The sequence below is a fragment of the Aeromonas sp. s8 genome (genome assembly GCF_040907785.1).
Classification (GTDB): domain Bacteria; phylum Pseudomonadota; class Gammaproteobacteria; order Enterobacterales; family Aeromonadaceae; genus Aeromonas; species Aeromonas veronii.
The window spans coordinates 29,348-44,807 of sequence record NZ_JBFOCL010000020.1 but is presented as its reverse complement, the minus strand read 5'-3'; the positions used below and the strand labels follow the sequence as shown (position 1 = coordinate 44,807).

Annotated in this window: 13 protein-coding genes; 6 read left to right on the top strand and 7 right to left on the bottom strand. The window is 58.0% G+C overall.

Annotated elements, in window-relative coordinates; all coding sequences use genetic code 11:
• A partial coding sequence (locus tag AB5Y86_RS07525; protein ID WP_368192510.1) for an integrase core domain-containing protein occupies positions 1–157 on the top strand: 157 nt, incomplete at its 5' end.
• A gap of 87 nt (positions 158–244) precedes the next feature.
• Here the strand turns inward: AB5Y86_RS07525 and AB5Y86_RS07520 are convergent.
• On the bottom strand, positions 245–1,660 hold the full coding sequence (locus AB5Y86_RS07520; protein WP_021230256.1) for a GNVR domain-containing protein: 1,416 nt from the start codon (positions 1,658–1,660) through the stop codon (positions 245–247).
• Positions 1,661–1,817: 157 nt separating this feature from the next.
• On the opposite strand from AB5Y86_RS07520, the gene AB5Y86_RS07515 reads away from it, so the two are divergent.
• The 3 genes from AB5Y86_RS07515 to AB5Y86_RS07505 are packed head-to-tail and all read left to right on the top strand — an operon-like array spanning position 1,818 to position 4,802.
• Positions 1,818–2,945, top strand: a complete 1,128-nt coding sequence (locus AB5Y86_RS07515) for a glycosyltransferase (RefSeq protein WP_368192507.1) — start codon at positions 1,818–1,820, stop codon at positions 2,943–2,945.
• A 31-nt stretch (positions 2,946–2,976) separates the two neighbouring features.
• Positions 2,977–4,170, top strand: coding sequence for a glycosyltransferase family 2 protein (locus AB5Y86_RS07510; RefSeq protein WP_203118042.1), 1,194 nt, complete (start codon positions 2,977–2,979; stop codon positions 4,168–4,170).
• Entirely contained in the window at positions 4,167–4,802 is a 636-nt protein-coding gene (locus AB5Y86_RS07505) for a sugar transferase (protein WP_368192506.1), read from the top strand. Before AB5Y86_RS07510 ends, AB5Y86_RS07505 begins: the two co-directional genes overlap by 4 nt.
• Positions 4,803–5,426: 624 nt before the next feature.
• Here the strand turns inward: AB5Y86_RS07505 and ppiD are convergent.
• The 6 genes from ppiD to tig form a co-directional block, all read right to left on the bottom strand.
• A complete protein-coding gene (ppiD, locus tag AB5Y86_RS07500; RefSeq protein ID WP_368192505.1) occupies positions 5,427–7,340 on the bottom strand; it encodes a peptidylprolyl isomerase in 1,914 nt (637 codons plus the stop codon).
• A 150-nt stretch (positions 7,341–7,490) separates the two neighbouring features.
• The gene (gene hupB / locus AB5Y86_RS07495; RefSeq protein ID WP_005315375.1) at positions 7,491–7,763 is read right to left on the bottom strand and encodes a nucleoid-associated protein HU-beta; all 273 of its coding nucleotides are present in this window, start codon (positions 7,761–7,763) and stop codon (positions 7,491–7,493) included.
• Between the two features lie 240 nt (positions 7,764–8,003).
• Positions 8,004–10,358: an endopeptidase La gene (gene lon / locus AB5Y86_RS07490; RefSeq protein WP_005336976.1), complete on the bottom strand. Its 2,355-nt coding sequence runs from the start codon at positions 10,356–10,358 to the stop codon at positions 8,004–8,006.
• Between the two features lie 141 nt (positions 10,359–10,499).
• Positions 10,500–11,774 carry an ATP-dependent protease ATP-binding subunit ClpX gene (gene clpX, locus AB5Y86_RS07485; RefSeq protein WP_005336977.1) on the bottom strand — a complete coding sequence of 425 codons (1,275 nt, stop codon included), beginning with the start codon at positions 11,772–11,774 and terminating at the stop codon, positions 10,500–10,502.
• A gap of 70 nt (positions 11,775–11,844) precedes the next feature.
• A complete protein-coding gene (gene clpP, locus AB5Y86_RS07480) occupies positions 11,845–12,468 on the bottom strand; it encodes an ATP-dependent Clp endopeptidase proteolytic subunit ClpP (RefSeq protein WP_005336979.1) in 624 nt (207 codons plus the stop codon).
• Between the two features lie 86 nt (positions 12,469–12,554).
• Positions 12,555–13,865 (bottom strand): trigger factor, encoded by a 1,311-nt coding sequence (tig, locus tag AB5Y86_RS07475; protein WP_368192504.1) that lies wholly within the window; start codon positions 13,863–13,865, stop codon positions 12,555–12,557.
• A gap of 441 nt (positions 13,866–14,306) precedes the next feature.
• Between tig and AB5Y86_RS07470 the strand changes: the two genes are divergently transcribed.
• Positions 14,307–14,741: a YccF domain-containing protein gene (locus AB5Y86_RS07470; RefSeq protein WP_076495751.1), complete on the top strand. Its 435-nt coding sequence runs from the start codon at positions 14,307–14,309 to the stop codon at positions 14,739–14,741.
• 92 nt (positions 14,742–14,833) lie between these two features.
• Complete coding sequence (gene yfbR, locus AB5Y86_RS07465) at positions 14,834–15,424, top strand: 5'-deoxynucleotidase (RefSeq protein ID WP_139401703.1); 591 nt, start codon at positions 14,834–14,836, stop codon at positions 15,422–15,424.
• Positions 15,425–15,460: the final 36 nt, after the last annotated feature.

Here is a 15,460-nt window from a genome sequence, read left to right as displayed (position 1 = left end):
GAACGGGATTTTGAAAGGAGAGTTGTTGTTGCAAAGCCCGCAGGATTTGACGCAAGCGCGGGAAATGGTGCGTGAAGCGGTGGATATTTACAACGCAGAGCGGCCGCATCATGCATTGAAATACAGAACCCCCGATGCAGTACATCGGGGGTTCTGAGTGGAGAAATGCTAGCCGAAAATGTGTAAACCTATTTCAGGACTAGACATATCCAGATTCAGACTGGCAGCCCGCTGGTTGCGCCAATCAACCCGGCTCCGGTGATAAGGGCAACACCTGCCCATCCAGCGCATGATCACTATTGGATGGATAGTCCGGCACCGGCTCGCAGTAGGGAATGCGGCTTAGCACCGGCGCCTTGACCAGGGCGGCCAGCTGATCGGAGCGGCGCAGGCTGGCATCCGCCAGTTCGGCCACCAGCGCCAGACCGCAGCCCAGCCCCAGTCCGCCGACAATGCCCGCCAGCAGAAACAGCCAGAGCGGGTAGTTGCTCGGCTTGCTGGGGGCAAAGGGCTTGTCGATCACCTTGATCCGCTCCCCCTGCTCGAAGTTGCCCAGATCGCCGGTTACCTTGGCCTTCTCATAGCGCAGCAGCAAATCCTGATAGAGGGTGCGCTTGACCGCCAGATCCCGCTCCAGCTCGGCGAGCTGGCGTTCGGTATCCCCCTGGGAGTCGACCACCTTGTCCAGCCCATCCAGCTGGCTCTTCAGGCCGGCGGCGTTTTGCTCCGCCTCCGTCAACTGCGTCTGAGCCAGCTGCCACTCGGGCCCGCGGGCCATATCCGGTTGGGATTTGAGCTGCTCGAACTCCTGCTGCAACTGGTCAATCTGATAGCGCAAACTCTGCACCTTGCTGTGCTCGTCGCTGTAGCGGGCCCGCAGCAACACCAGCTCGGTGCGCATCAGCTGCAGCTTCTCATCCAGCTGGCGAGCCAGCTGACTCTCTTGCCCCAGCGATAGCTGATCGACCCGGGCCTTGGCCTGCTGCAAGGTGATCAGGCTCTCGGCGTAACGCTCCTGCAAGCCATAGAGACGGGCGACGTTGGTACTCTGCTGCTGGGGCAAGGCACTGGCATGCTCCCGTTTGAAGTCGGCAAGCAGCTGCTCGGCCGCTTGCAGTTCGCTGCGCCGGCTGTCGAGCTGGCTTTGCAGGAAACGTTCGGACGACTCCGCCGACTGGCGCCCCTTGCTGAGCAGGTTGAAGAAGAAACGCCGTGAAATGGCTTCAAGCAAACCGGCGCTGTTGGCCGCCGAATCCGCCTTGACTTTTATCTCGATCACCTCATCGCCGATCAGCCGCAGCGAGACGGCACTCGAGAGCCAGTCCATGATGGCATCGCGCTGGGCAGGCGGGGTCTCGTCATTGACCAGACCGCGATCCCGCGCCACTCCATCCAGTACATAACGGCTGCGCAGCAGGGCTTCAAGCACCGCAAAGCGATCCTTGAGACTTTCCTGAGTGATCAGATCCTTGAGGGTCGGGGTCTGGTTGGCATCTTGCGGCACCATAAAGGTGGTGCGGCTCTCATACTCCTTGGGGGTGAGCAGGCCGACCGTCACGCCCACCAGCGGCATCACCAGCACCGGGATCACCAGCAGATAGCGACGGCGCCAGGCGGCAAAGAGAATGATGTAGAGGTTGTAATAGAACTGGACAGGCATAGCATCACTCCCTGAGAAAAGCCCTCCCCCCGTACGATGCAAAGGCAGTGCCACCAGAGGAGCTGATCGCCTCTGTGGGCAGATCGCAAGAGTGGTACAAGATTCGCATTCTCCCGCTATCCGGGGTGTCACCCCTTCCCTTGCCGGAGCGCGAACCATGTTGTCATCAACCCCGTCGCACAGACCCCATCCCCGCAGGGGCGCCAGCGCCCAGCCTGTCGTGCAAATCGTGCAGCACCTGCAGCCCGGCGGGCTGGAGACCATGGTGCTCAACCTCACGCAAGCGAGCCCTGCCGAGCAGCCGGTGCATATCATCTCCCTCGAAGGGTGCAAAGGGGATGTGCTAAGGGCATGGCCCGCTCTGCATCCCTTCGCAGGCAATATTCACTGTCTGGAAAAGCCCGCGGGCTGGTCGCTGGCGACCCTCTGGCGGCTCACCCGATTGCTGCGCCAACTCAAGCCAGCCGCGGTACATACCCACCATCTTGGGCCCATGCTCTATGGCGGGCTGGCCAGTCGGCTGGCCCGAGTGCCCACCCTGATCCACACAGAGCACGATGCCTGGTATCTCGATGAGCCCCATCAGCGCACGCTGGCCCTCTGGGGGCTGCGCGCCTTCAAACCCATTCTGGTGGCCGATGCCACGCCGGTGGCCAACCAACTGCTGGCCAAGCTGGGCCAGCTGTCGCCAACCGTGATCCCCAACGGCATCGATGAGCTGCGCTTTGCCCCGGGCGCCGCCGCCCTCGCCCGTCAGGAGATGGGGCTGCCGCAAGGGGTCAAGTTGATTGGCTGCGCCGCACGCCTTGAATCGGTCAAGGGGCATAACTTGCTGCTGGAGGCGATCCGCGCCCTGCCGGAGGAGGTGCATCTTGCGTTGGCAGGGGTCGGCAGTTTGCAAAATGCGTTGCAACAACAGTGTCAGCAACTGGGGATCGCCCATCGGGTCCATTTTCTGGGGCTGGTCGAAAACATGCCGCGCTTCTATCAGGGGCTGGATATCTTCTGCCTCCCCTCACTGGCGGAGGGGATGCCGCTTTGCGTGCTGGAAGCACAGGCGTGCGGGGTGCCGGTGGTGATGAGCGACGTGGGGGCGGCCAGAGAGATCGTCTGTCAGGCCAGCGGCCATATCCTGTCTGAACGGGATCCCGACCGCCTTGCCCAGCTTCTGGCACAAGGGTTGCTGCAGTGCCATAGCCTGCGTGCCGTCACCCGTGAGTTTGTGTGCCAGCAAAGCAGCTTGAGCCGGATGGCTCAGGCCTATCAGCAGCTTTACAGCCGCTGATCAAGCGACCCGATGACCAGAGGAGCATCCCATGGAATGGATCATGATCGTGTTCTGGCTGTGCGCTGTACTGGTGGTCTACCACCATGTCGGCTATCCCCTGCTGCTCAAATTTGGTGGTCGGCAGGCGCGCAAGGTAGCCAATCCGCCCCGCCCACTGGATCGGGGATTCAAAGCAGAGGCCGCCGATGAGGCGCTGCCGACCATCACTTTGCTGATGCCGGTCTACAACGAGGCGGCGACCATCGCGGCCAAGCTGCAAAACCTCGCCAGCCTCGATTACCCCGCCGACAAGCTGTGGGTGCATGTGCATTTCGACGGCTGCAGCGACAACAGCTACCCCATTGCGCTCAGCCAGCTCGGTGATCCCGCCCTGCAGCAGTTGCAGATCAGGCTGTTTGATCACCCCCGCAATCGCGGCAAGGTCGCCGTGCTCAACGAGGCCATGACCCGGGTGCACAGCGATCTGGTGGCCCTCACCGATGTCTCGGCCCTGCTGCCCATCGACAGCCTGCTGCTGGCGGTCGCCCATTTTGCCGATCCCAAGGTAGGGGTGGTCGGGGAAGCGTACCGCTTCTGGCAACCGGGCTCCCAGGGCGAGGAGAGTTACTGGCACTATCAAAGCCAGATCAAGCTCTGCGAATCGGCCCTTGGCGGCATGCTGGGTGCCCACGGGGCCTTTTACATGATGCGCCGGGAGTGCCTCACCCCGCTGGCCGCCGATACCATCAACGACGATTTCATCCTGCCGATGCAGGCCATCGCCAAGGGGTATCGCGCTGTCTATGACAATCGCTGCGCCGCACTGGAGCTGGAAGTTTCCAATGCCGCGCTGGAGGCGACACGGCGCAAGCGGATCGGGGCTGGCAACACCCAGCAGCTGCTGCGGTTGCTGCCCCTGCTACACCCCAAGTTCGGCTGGGTTGCCTTCAACTTTGCCAGTGGCAAGGGGCTGCGGGTGTTGATGCCGCTCTGCCTGACCCTGCTGTGGCTCTGCGCCATCCCTCTGGCCACCCAATCTTTGCTGTTTCAGCTGCTGCTGGGGCTGCAACTGCTGGGGTATCTACTGGTCATCCTGATCCAGCTGACCCCTGTGCACCCCTGGCCCAATCTGTTTCGCAAGATCCACTATCTGGTACTCGGACACTGGTACAACGGCATGGGCACCCTGCGCTACTGCCTGCGCGCCCCCATACGTTTCATGTCACAGGAGAAAGCCGTATGACACAGCCCATTCCAAGATTGACCCTGGTGGTCAAACGCAGCATGGATCTGCTCGGTGCCACTCTTGGCCTGCTGCTGACGCTGCCACTGTGGCCGCTGATCATGCTGGCCATCCGGCTCGATAGCCCGGGGCCTGTGTTCTTTCGTCAGCTGCGGATCGGGCGCAGCCACGCCACCCATACCGAGCTCTTTTTCATGATCAAGTTTCGCACCATGCGCGCCGACGCCGAGGCGGCCACCGGGCCGGTCTGGTGTGGCAAGGGGGACAGCCGGATCACCCGCAGCGGCGACTTTCTGCGCAAAACCCGGCTCGATGAGCTGCCGCAGTTTATCAATGTGCTCAAGGGGGAAATGTCACTGATCGGCCCCCGTCCGGAGCGACCCGGGATCGCCAACCGGCTGGAAGATGCGGTGCCGTACTTTATCGAACGCACCTATGAAGTGGCCCCCGGCATTACCGGTCTGGCGCAGGTCAATCAGGGTTATGACGAGTCGCTGGATGATGTGCGCAGCAAGCTGGCGTTCGATCTGGCCTACTCGGTCGCCCTGCTCCACCCCTGGCGCTGGCTGGTGCAGGATGTGCATATCATCGGCAAGACGATTGCCATCATGGTTGGCAAGAAGGGGCGCTAATCCCGCCGAGCCAAGCTCTGCAACTCCACTAGGGCGCAAGGGAAAATAGCATCGCTAAAGTAGATGAAGCCCTCTTCTTCGAATCGTTCTAGAACAACTTGGATGAGCGCAACCGAATAGGATCGTAGTGACGAAGGGCGAACCAAGTGCCTGGCCGGATTACATAACGGTGATGGCGGTTAAAGAATAGGAAGATCCAAGATACGGCGTTTTAGTTGGAAAAGAAGAATACCGAGACGGTGAGAGCTGTCTTGAAGATTCTAGTTTCACCAGATGCGGTACTGTGTGCTGGTGTGTATGCCAGTTTCAACACAGTGCAAGGTATGACTCATCCAGGAGTGCGCAATCATCAGGGTAAGTAAGTGGCCGGTGCGTATCACATTCAGCATGTAAACGACTATCAGCATAAGTTGAAAGAACGGATGGCGCACGGCCATGGCGTGGCGGCTCACTACCTAAGGAATTATCTGGGTTGACGCAGGAGGCAGTACATCACATGAGGGTGTTGAATATAAATGCATGGCTGCATGAGACTCTAGGGCTCACATGAACAGTTCATGGAGACATAGCCAATAAAAAACGGCTCCATCAAGGAGCCGTTTTCAATGGATTGCACAGTGCCGATTACTCGACGGTCGCTTCCACACTGGTGAAGTACTCGATCTTGGCCGCTTTGCGCAACTCGTCGATCAGAGACTTGTAATCCACCTGAGCTTTGCCCTGACCCAGCTGAGCTTGCAGCATGGCGGCCATGCCAGATGCGGCGGCAGGGACGTTGACCTTGTCCAGCGCAACCACAACGCGGTCACCATTGGTCTCGGCAACCAGAGCCACGCTTGGCTTGCCGTCGATCGGATGGGGCAGCGTGAACGCCTGGGCAATCAGGTTCTGATCCAGCTCGCGATCGAAGCGGGCAACCCCTTTGTGGGTCTCCACTTTCAGACCGAGTGCAGTCAGGTCGGCGGTGATGCTCTCACCGACCTTCAGCTTGTCCAGCAGGCCCTGGGCCTTGCCACGGGCCACTTCGCTGGCCTTGTCATGCTTGATGGCGGCAATCACCTGCTCTTTCACCTCGGCCAGCGGCTTGACCGCTTTGGGCTTGTGACCAGTGATGTGCAGCACCAGCGCCTTGCCGTCAGCCAGCTCGATCACGTCGGAGTTGGTGTTGTCATCGCGCAGCTGCTCGGAGAATGCCACGGAGAGCACCTTGGGATCGTTCAGTGGAGCCGGAGCAGTCGCCTGGGTGAAGAAATCGGAAGATTGGACCTTCATCCCCATGGCATCAGCGGTCAGATCCAGCGAGTCCGGGTTTTCGAAGCTGTTGTCAGCCATCTTCTGCTGCTCGGCGAAGAACTTCTCCTTGGCCTTGTCAGCTTGCAGACGAGTGATGGTCTCTTCTTTCACATCGGCAAACGGCTTGGTCTGGGCTGCTTCAACCCCCAGCAGCTTGATGATGTGGAAACCGAACGGGCTCTTCACCACGCCGGAGAGATCGCCAGCCTTGTCCAGGGCGAACGCGGCTTTCTCGAAGGCCGGATCCATCACCCCTTTCTCGAACCAGTCCAGCTCGCCGCCTTTTTTGGCAGAGAAGGTATCGGAAGAGTCAGCCTTGGCCAGCGCAGCGAAATCATCACCCGCCTTGGCTTTGGCCAGCACGGCTTCTGCTTTCTGCTCGGCCGCTTTCTCGTCCTTGCCAAACGGGATCAGGATGTGAGCCACGTGGCGACGCTCGGCACGCTGGAACAGATCCTGGTGCTGATCGTAGTAATCCTGGGCATCCTGCTCGGTGACCTTGATATCCTTGGCGAGGTTGGCAGCGTCCAGCAGCAGATAGTCGACCTTGACCTGCTCGTCGTTCATGAAACGGGCGCCATTGGTCTTGTAGTACTGCTCGAGCTCGTTGTCGGAGACCTGAACGTCAGCCATGTAGTTGGCGGCAGCCAGACGCACCAGACGCAGATCGCGAGTCTGGTTGTAGAGCTTGTCGAGCTGCTCCGCTTCACCCTTGAGGGAGAATTCGGTGCCCAGCAGGGCGCTCATCAGCTGTTGACGCACCATGTCCTGACGCAGGGAGTCACGGAACATTTCGGGAGTCATGCCGTCACGACGGATCAGCTGCAGATAACGGTCATTGTTGAACTTGCCGTTCTCGGCAAATTCCGGCATGGCCACGATGGCTTGCTTGATCTGTTCGTCACTGATACGCAGACCCAGTTCACGGGCCTTGCTGTCCAGCAGCGCCTGATCGATCAGGCGATCCAGCACACCGCGACGGAACTGTTTCATGTAATCGGGGTTCGCGGCCAGCTGGCTGAATGCCTCTCCCATCTGGGATTCCATGCGGGCGCGCTCGTTACGATAGGCATTTTCCAGTGCCGCAGCACTGATCTCGGTGCCATTGACGGTGGCGGGGGCGGTACGGGCCGGGCCGTTCAGGTAACTACCTACACCAGCCAAGGCAAAGGAGAGGATGATCAGGCCCAAGATAACCTTGGCTACCTTGCCCTGCGCCCCTTCGCGTAGTTTATCCAACATCATGTTTGTACTTATGCTCCCGAACTCGATGGGCGTAAACAATAAAAAGGCGCACCGATTGCGATGCGCCTTGGTCAATCAGTATGAGAGAAGACTCTCTAACTTGTCTGGTCTGCGACCAAGGACGGTAGCCGACGGATATCAGCGACCGACTTAGTTAACAGCGTCTTTCAGGGCCTTACCGGCTTTGAAGGCAGGAACTTTACCAGCAGCGATTTCGATGGTCGCGCCAGTCTGCGGGTTACGGCCTGAACGGGCAGCACGCTCGCGTACAGCGAAAGTACCGAAACCAACCAGAGCAACCTGGTCACCCTCTTTCAGCGCTTCACCAACAGCATCAATGAAGGCATCCAACGCACGGCCAGCGGCAGCTTTGGAGATATCGGCACCGTCTGCAATCTTGTCAATCAGTTGAGATTTATTCACTCTTATATTCCCCTTTTATCAAACACCGCTGCGGCGCTGATTTCCCTGGCCACAACAAGTGGAGGTTTTATAGCAAGCCTCCTGATCAGTTGCAAGTGACAATCTGGCGCAAACCCGCGCCACACAACGCATTGCGACTCATCACGAGTACCCGATCGGTGGTCAAGGCTACTTCCGTTATCGGGCGCATGCAAGCCTTAACCACCCGCCGAATGCGCCAAATTTGCGGCGCATCAACATTTACACGACAGAAACGCGCTCAAACCCCTGTGGATTGTCCTGCAACGCCAATTCCAGCACCTCGTCAATCCAGCGAACCGGATAAATTTCAAGGTCTTGTTTGACGTTTGCCGGGATCTCCTCAAGGTCACGCTCGTTCTCTTTCGGAATAAGCACTCGCTTGATGCCGCCACGGTGGGCTGCCAGCAACTTCTCCTTGAGACCACCGATGGGCAGCACTTCGCCGCGCAAGGTGATCTCCCCTGTCATCGCCACATCAGCACGAACCGGATTACCGGTCAAGCTGGAGACCAGGGCGGTACACATGGCGATACCGGCGCTCGGACCATCTTTCGGGGTTGCCCCTTCCGGTACGTGCACATGGATATCGCGCTTCTCGTAGAAGTCGGCGTTGATGCGCAGCTTCTCGGCACGGGCCCGTACGACCGTCATGGCCGCCTGGATCGACTCCTGCATCACGTCACCGAGGGAACCGGTATAAGTGAGCTTGCCCTTACCCGGCATGTTGGTGGTCTCGATGGTGAGCAGATCGCCCCCCACTTCGGTCCACGCAAGACCACACACCTGACCCACCTGGTTCTGGTCGGTGGCCTTGCCGTAATCGAAACGCTGCACCCCGAGGAACTCCTTGAGGTTCTCCTGATTGACCTGAACATGCTTGATGCTCTTGTCCAGCAGGATGCGCTTGACCGCCTTGCGACAAATCTTGGAGATCTCGCGCTCCAGACTCCGCACACCCGCCTCGCGGGTGTAGTAGCGGATCACTCCAACCAGGGCAGAATCTTCGATGGTGATCTCGGACTCTTTCAGGCCGTTGCGCTGGATCTGCTTGGCAACCAGATGCTGCTTGGCAATGTTGAGCTTCTCATCTTCGGTGTAACCGGAGAGACGGATCACTTCCATCCGGTCCAGCAAGGGACCCGGGATGTTCATGGAGTTGGAGGTGGCCACGAACATCACGTCCGACAGGTCATAATCCACTTCCAGATAGTGATCGTTGAAGCTGTTGTTCTGCTCCGGATCCAGCACTTCCAGCAAGGCGGATGCGGGATCGCCACGCATGTCCGAGCTCATCTTGTCGATCTCGTCGAGCAGGAACAGCGGGTTCTTCACGCCGACTTTCGCCATCTTCTGGATAAGCTTGCCGGGCATGGAACCAATATAGGTACGGCGGTGACCGCGGATCTCCGCTTCGTCACGCACCCCACCCAGAGCCATCCGCACATATTTGCGGCCTGTCGCCTTGGCGATGGATTGGCCCAGCGAGGTCTTGCCCACACCGGGAGGCCCAACCAGACAGAGGATGGGGCCCTTGAGCTTGTTCACCCGTGCCTGTACCGCCAGATATTCGAGGATGCGATCCTTGACCTTCTCGAGGCCATAGTGATCGGCATCCAGCACCTCTTGCGCCTTGCCAAGGTCTTTCTTGACCTTGGATCGCGCCTTCCACGGCACCTGTACCATCCAGTCCACATAGCTGCGAACCACGGTAGCCTCGGCGGACATGGGAGACATCATCTTCAGCTTGGCAAGCTCGGCCTGGGCCTTTTCACGGGCATCTTCCGGCATGCCAGCCTCTTCAATCTTGCGATTGAGGGCTTCAAACTCATCCGGGCTATCTTCCAGCTCACCCAGCTCTTTCTGGATGGCCTTCATCTGCTCGTTGAGGTAATACTCGCGCTGGCTCTTTTCCATCTGCTTCTTGACGCGAGTACGGATGCGCTTCTCGACCTGCAGCAGGTCAATCTCCGACTCCATCATCGCCATCAGGAATTCGATGCGCTCGGAAACCGAGACGATCTCCAGCACCTTCTGCTTGTCTTCCAGCTTGAGCGGCATGTGGGCCGCCATGGTATCTGCCAGACGCGCAGCATCGTCGATCGCCGAGATCGAGGTCAGTACCTCGGGCGGGATCTTCTTGTTGAGCTTGATATAGCCTTCAAACTGGCCGATGGCGGAGCGAACCAGTACTTCCTGATCCTTCTCCTCAATGGCTTGGGAGGGAATGTACTGGGCCTCGCAGACAAAGAAATCCTTGTCGTCGATCATCCGCTCCAGGCGGGCACGCTGCCCCCCTTCCACCAGCACCTTGACGGTGCCGTCCGGCAGCTTGAGCATCTGCAGAATATTGGCCACTGTCCCGACGGTGAAGATCTCCTCCACCGTTGGCTCATCGGTTGACGCATCCTTCTGGGCCACCAGCAGAACTTTCTTGTCCTGCTCCATGGCCGCTTCCAGACAGCGAATGGATTTTTCCCGCCCCACAAAGAGTGGAATGACCATGTGGGGATAAACCACCACGTCACGAAGAGGCAGGACGGGAATCTCGATGCGTTCTGAACGCTCTAGGTTCATATATGTCCTCTCGGCTTGTTATACCGTTGGCAAAGCGCTTGGCTGAGTATATGGGGGCGCTGAGATGAGATTCAATCGCCGAAACCGTAAAAAGCATGAAAGGGGCAAAAAGCCCCTTCCATTTGATTAAAAATCAGACATTTACTCTGATGCAGCAGCCTGGGTTTCGGGATTTTCGTAGATCATCAAGGGCGCGGAGTCCCCCTTGATCACGGTTTCGTCGATCACCACCTTGCTGACCCCTTCCAGAGAAGGCAGGTCATACATGGTATCCAGCAGCACGGCTTCCACGATGGAACGCAGACCACGAGCACCGGTTTTACGCTCCATCGCCTTGCGGGCAATGGCGTTGAGTGCGTCGTCACGGAACTCCAGCTCGACCCCTTCCAGATCGAACAACGCCGCGTACTGTTTGGTCAGCGCGTTTTTCGGCTCTTTCAGGATCTGGATAAGGGCAGACTCGTCCAGCTCGGTCAGGGTCGCGACCACCGGCAGGCGGCCGATGAACTCGGGGATCAGACCATATTTGATCAGATCTTCCGGCTCCACCTTGGCGAAGGTCTCGCTCAGGGTGGCCTTGGCATCCTTGGATTTCACCTCGGCACCAAAACCGATACCGGTTCCCTTCACGGAACGCTGCTCGATCACCTTGTCCAGACCAGCAAAGGCGCCGCCACAAATGAAGAGGATCTTGGAGGTATCAACCTGCAAGAACTCCTGCTGCGGGTGCTTGCGACCACCTTGCGGCGGCACGGAAGCGATGGTCCCTTCGATCAGCTTGAGCAGTGCCTGCTGTACCCCTTCCCCGGAGACATCTCGGGTGATGGAGGGGTTGTCCGACTTGCGGGAGATCTTGTCGATCTCGTCGATATAGACAATGCCACGCTGGGCCTTCTCTACGTCGTAGTCGCACTTTTGCAGCAGCTTCTGGATGATGTTCTCCACGTCCTCGCCCACATAACCGGCTTCGGTCAGGGTGGTCGCATCGGCCATGGTGAACGGCACATCCAGCAGACGAGCCAGAGTCTCGGCCAGCAGGGTCTTGCCGCTACCGGTCGGGCCAATCAGCAGGATGTTGGATTTACCGAGCTCCACACCACTGTTTTCGCCGCTATTGCGCAGACGCTTGTAGTGGTTGTAGACGGCTACAGCCAACACCTTCTTGGCGTACTCCTGCCCGATCACATAGTCATCGAGATGAGCGCGGATCTGATGAGGGGTCGGCAGCTCGTTACCATCGCGCTTGGGCGAGATCTCGCGGATCTCTTCGCGGATGATGTCGTTGCACAGCTCGACGCACTCATCACATATGTAGACGGAAGGGCCAGCGATCAGCTTGCGCACTTCATGCTGGCTTTTGCCGCAAAAAGAGCAGTAGAGCAGCTTATCACCCTCACCCTTGCGTTTCTCTGTCATTCAGCAACCTCGTTTTATCAATAGAGGATGGATCGGCCTGTTGAGTTTACAACAGACCGGGACACCCTGCTCAGCTACGCTGGCTCAGGACACCGTCAACCAGACCATAGGCCACGGCCTGCTCGGCGGACATGAAGTTGTCACGATCGGTGTCACGCTCGATGGTAGCCATGTCCTGACCGGTGTGGAACGCCAGGCGCTCGTTCAGGGTATTTTTGATCTTCAGGATCTCCTGGGCGTGGATCTGGATATCAGATGCCTGACCCTGGAAGCCACCCAGCGGCTGGTGGATCATCACACGGGCGTTAGGCAGGCAGAAACGCTTGCCCTTGGCGCCACCGGCCAGCAGGAAGGCACCCATGGAGCAGGCCTGCCCCATGCAGACGGTGCTGACATCCGGCTTGATGAACTGCATGGTGTCGTAGATGGACATGCCCGCAGTCACCGAACCACCCGGCGAGTTGATGTAGATATAGATGTCCTTGTCCGGATTCTCGGACTCGAGGAACAGCAGCTGGGCAACCACCAGATTGGCCATGTGATCTTCAACCTGACCAGTCAGGAAGATCACCCGCTCTTTCAGCAGACGGGAGTAAATATCGTAGGAACGTTCACCCTTGGCAGTCTGTTCGACCACAATGGGGACCAGCGCATTGCTGGGAGAATCGGTCATATCGTTATAGTTCTTGTACATAAGGCATTGTCCCTAAAATAAAATGGCCCGAGTGGAGATCACACGAGCCATTATACTTAACAGTCTTGACCTTAAGTCAAATGTTCTTAGGCAGCGGCGCCAGACTTGTTGATCACTTCATCAAAGGCAACTTCTTTTTCGGTCACTTGCGCTTTGGACAGGATCAGGTCGATAGCTTGATCTTCTACTGCCAGGTTACGAACGCCGTTCAGCATCTGCTCGTTCTTCTGGTAGTACTCGATCACTTCCTTCGGATCTTCGTAGGCAGTCGCCATGGACTCGATGATGCTGGTTACGCGAGCATCGTCAGCCTTGATCTCGTTGGTGCGGATCACGTCGCCCAGCAGCAGGCCAACGCGTACCCGACGCTCGGCTTGAGCCTGGAACAGTTCAGCCGGCAGCTCGGGAGCGTTGCCGCCCTGGAAGCCACCGAAGCGCTGCAGCGCCTGCTGACGCAGTGCGTCGATCTCTTGAGCAACAGCTGCTTTCGGCAGGTCGATTTGGTTGGCTTCAACCAGACCGTTCAGAACCTGCTCTTTCACGCTGTTTTTCAGGGCTTGAGCCAGTTCGCGCTCCATGTTCTTGCGCACTTCGGCTTTCAGCTCTTCAACAGAACCGCTTTCGATACCGAAACGCTTCACGAACTCTTCGGTCAGCTCAGGCAGGATCTGCTCTTCAACCTTGAGCAGCTTGGAAGCGAACTTGGCTTCTTTGCCTTTCAGGTTTTCAGCGTGGTAGTCAGCCGGGAAGGTCACTTCGATGGTGAACTCGTCGCCCGCTTTCTTGCCCAGGATGGCGTCTTCGAAGCCCGGGATCATGCGGCCAGCGCCCAGCACCAGGTTGAAGCCTTCAGCTTTGCCGCCGTCGAACTCTTCACCGTCGATGGAACCGACGAAGTCCATGGTCACACGCATACCATTGGCAGCGGCAACATCGGCATCAGCCCAAGTAGCGTGCTGCTTGCGCAGGGTGTCGATCATGTTGGCCAGATCTTCATCCTTCACGGTCGCAACCGGCTTCTCGACCTTGATGGTCTCAAGACCTGCAACTTCGAACTCCGGATACACTTCGAAAGTGGCGGTGAATTCGAAATCCTGACCTTCTTTGATCTCTTTCGGATCCATGGTCGGGGCACCGGCCGGGCTCAATTTGTTTTCGATGATGGCTTTGATGAAGTTGCTCTGCATCATTTCATCAGCAACGCGGGCGTGAGCCATGGCGCCGAACATCTTCTTGATGATGGCAACCGGAGCCTTGCCAGGACGGAAACCGTCGATGCGACGAGTTTTGGCCAGGCCATTCAATTCTTTACGCACAGCGGCGTCTACGGTAGCAGCCGGTACAGTGATGGTAAGACGGCGTTCCAGACCCTGGGTTGTCTCTACAGAAACTTGCATTCTTCTACCTCGTTCAACTCAGCACTGTGTGCTGACCCTTTATTGCCCCTGGGCAAAGCCCGGAGTCTTCCTGTTTATAAAGACAACGATATGTCTTTGTGATGAGAAAATATGACGCGGCATTATAGCGGCGCACTTTGGTCGAGTCGAGCCACACATCCCCCACATTGAGCGGCGTGCAAGCACAATTCGTGCAAAACTGCCCTTTATATGGGGAGAGAGGTGCCAGACTTCAACTATCCGATGGCAATAATTTTGCGTTTGCTCACCTTTTTTCATCCGAACGCCGCTTTATTGCCCATCTTTCGCCGAAAAACAGCCCACCGTTGCGGGCGGCGACTCAATTTGACCAGCCAAATGGCGATTGAACCAATCAACCATTGCGTCTCTACCCCTCCCTCGTTATGGTGGCAACCAAATTGATGATCTGGAGTCATTCACATGGCCTTTTTCCGCTTCTTGTTCAATCTGCTCTGGTTTGTACTGGGAGGTGTCTTTATGGGCCTGGCCTGGTGGCTGGCCGGTCTTATCTGCTTTATCTCGCTGGTCGGCATCCCCTGGGGACGTGCCTGCTTCGTGATCGGCACCTTTACCTTCTTCCCGTTTGGCAAGCAGGCCGTCAATCGCAAGACCATGACCGGCCAGAGCGATATCGGCACCGGCACGCTGGGACTGATTGGCAATATCCTCTGGTTCGTGCTGATCGGTGTCTGGCTGGCCATCGGCCATATCGCTTCCGCGCTGGCCTGCTTCGTGACCATTATCGGTATCCCGTTTGGTATTCAGCACCTCAAGCTGGCGCTGATCAGCCTGGCGCCCATTGGCCAGATGATTGTGACCAATCAGGAGGCGGAATCCGGCCGCTATATCCGCTAACAGTGGGAAATGCGCGGGCAGACGCTGCCCTGCAACGAAAAAAAGGGCAGACTAGGGTCTGCCCTTTTCTATTCTCTTTTGTTGAGGCCATCATGTTACCCAGCCATTTTTTCGCCAATCTCGCCCGCATGAAACTCATCTACCGCTGGCCCCTGATGCGCAACATCCAGCCGGAAAACATTGCCGAGCACAGCCTGCAGGTGGCCATGGTGGCCCATGCCCTCGGCATCATCAAAAATCGACTGTTTGGCGGCAGCGTGAATGCCGATCGCGCCGCCGTGATGGCCCTCTACCACGACAGCAGTGAAGTGCTGACCGGCGATCTGCCTACCCCGGTCAAATACTTCAACCCCGAAATTGCCCGCGAGTACAAGAAGATAGAACTGGCCGCCGAGCAGCGTCTACTTGGCATGCTGCCGCCAGAACTGATCGATGACTTTCGCCCCCTGCTCGATTCGGCAGCCCAGGATGACGAGCTGGCCAGACTGGTCAAGGATGCCGACACCCTCTGCGCCTATACCAAGTGTCTGGAGGAGATCAACGCGGGCAACCGGGAGTTCGAACCGGCTCGCAAACGCCTTGAGGCCATGCTGGAAGCGCGGATGAGCGATGAGATGCGCTACTTTATCGACACCTTTGTGGCCAGCTTCTCCCTGCCACTCGATGAGCTGAACGCTCACTAAGCCAGTCTACATGACCAGAAAACAGAAGGGCCCGCC

Bases quoted from the DNA above. Each gene is read 5' to 3' on its own strand.
- AB5Y86_RS07520 (WP_021230256.1), bottom strand. From the start codon at position 1,660: ATGCCTGTCCAGTTCTATTACAACCTCTACATCATTCTCTTTGCCGCC.
- AB5Y86_RS07515 (WP_368192507.1), top strand. From the start codon at position 1,818: ATGTTGTCATCAACCCCGTCGCACAGACCCCATCCCCGCAGGGGCGCC.
- AB5Y86_RS07510 (WP_203118042.1), top strand. From the start codon at position 2,977: ATGGAATGGATCATGATCGTGTTCTGGCTGTGCGCTGTACTGGTGGTC.
- AB5Y86_RS07505 (WP_368192506.1), top strand. From the start codon at position 4,167: ATGACACAGCCCATTCCAAGATTGACCCTGGTGGTCAAACGCAGCATG.
- ppiD (WP_368192505.1), bottom strand. From the start codon at position 7,340: ATGATGTTGGATAAACTACGCGAAGGGGCGCAGGGCAAGGTAGCCAAG.
- lon (WP_005336976.1), bottom strand. From the start codon at position 10,358: ATGAACCTAGAGCGTTCAGAACGCATCGAGATTCCCGTCCTGCCTCTT.
- clpX (WP_005336977.1), bottom strand. From the start codon at position 11,774: ATGACAGAGAAACGCAAGGGTGAGGGTGATAAGCTGCTCTACTGCTCT.
- clpP (WP_005336979.1), bottom strand. From the start codon at position 12,468: ATGTACAAGAACTATAACGATATGACCGATTCTCCCAGCAATGCGCTG.
- tig (WP_368192504.1), bottom strand. From the start codon at position 13,865: ATGCAAGTTTCTGTAGAGACAACCCAGGGTCTGGAACGCCGTCTTACC.
- AB5Y86_RS07470 (WP_076495751.1), top strand. From the start codon at position 14,307: ATGGCCTTTTTCCGCTTCTTGTTCAATCTGCTCTGGTTTGTACTGGGA.
- yfbR (WP_139401703.1), top strand. From the start codon at position 14,834: ATGTTACCCAGCCATTTTTTCGCCAATCTCGCCCGCATGAAACTCATC.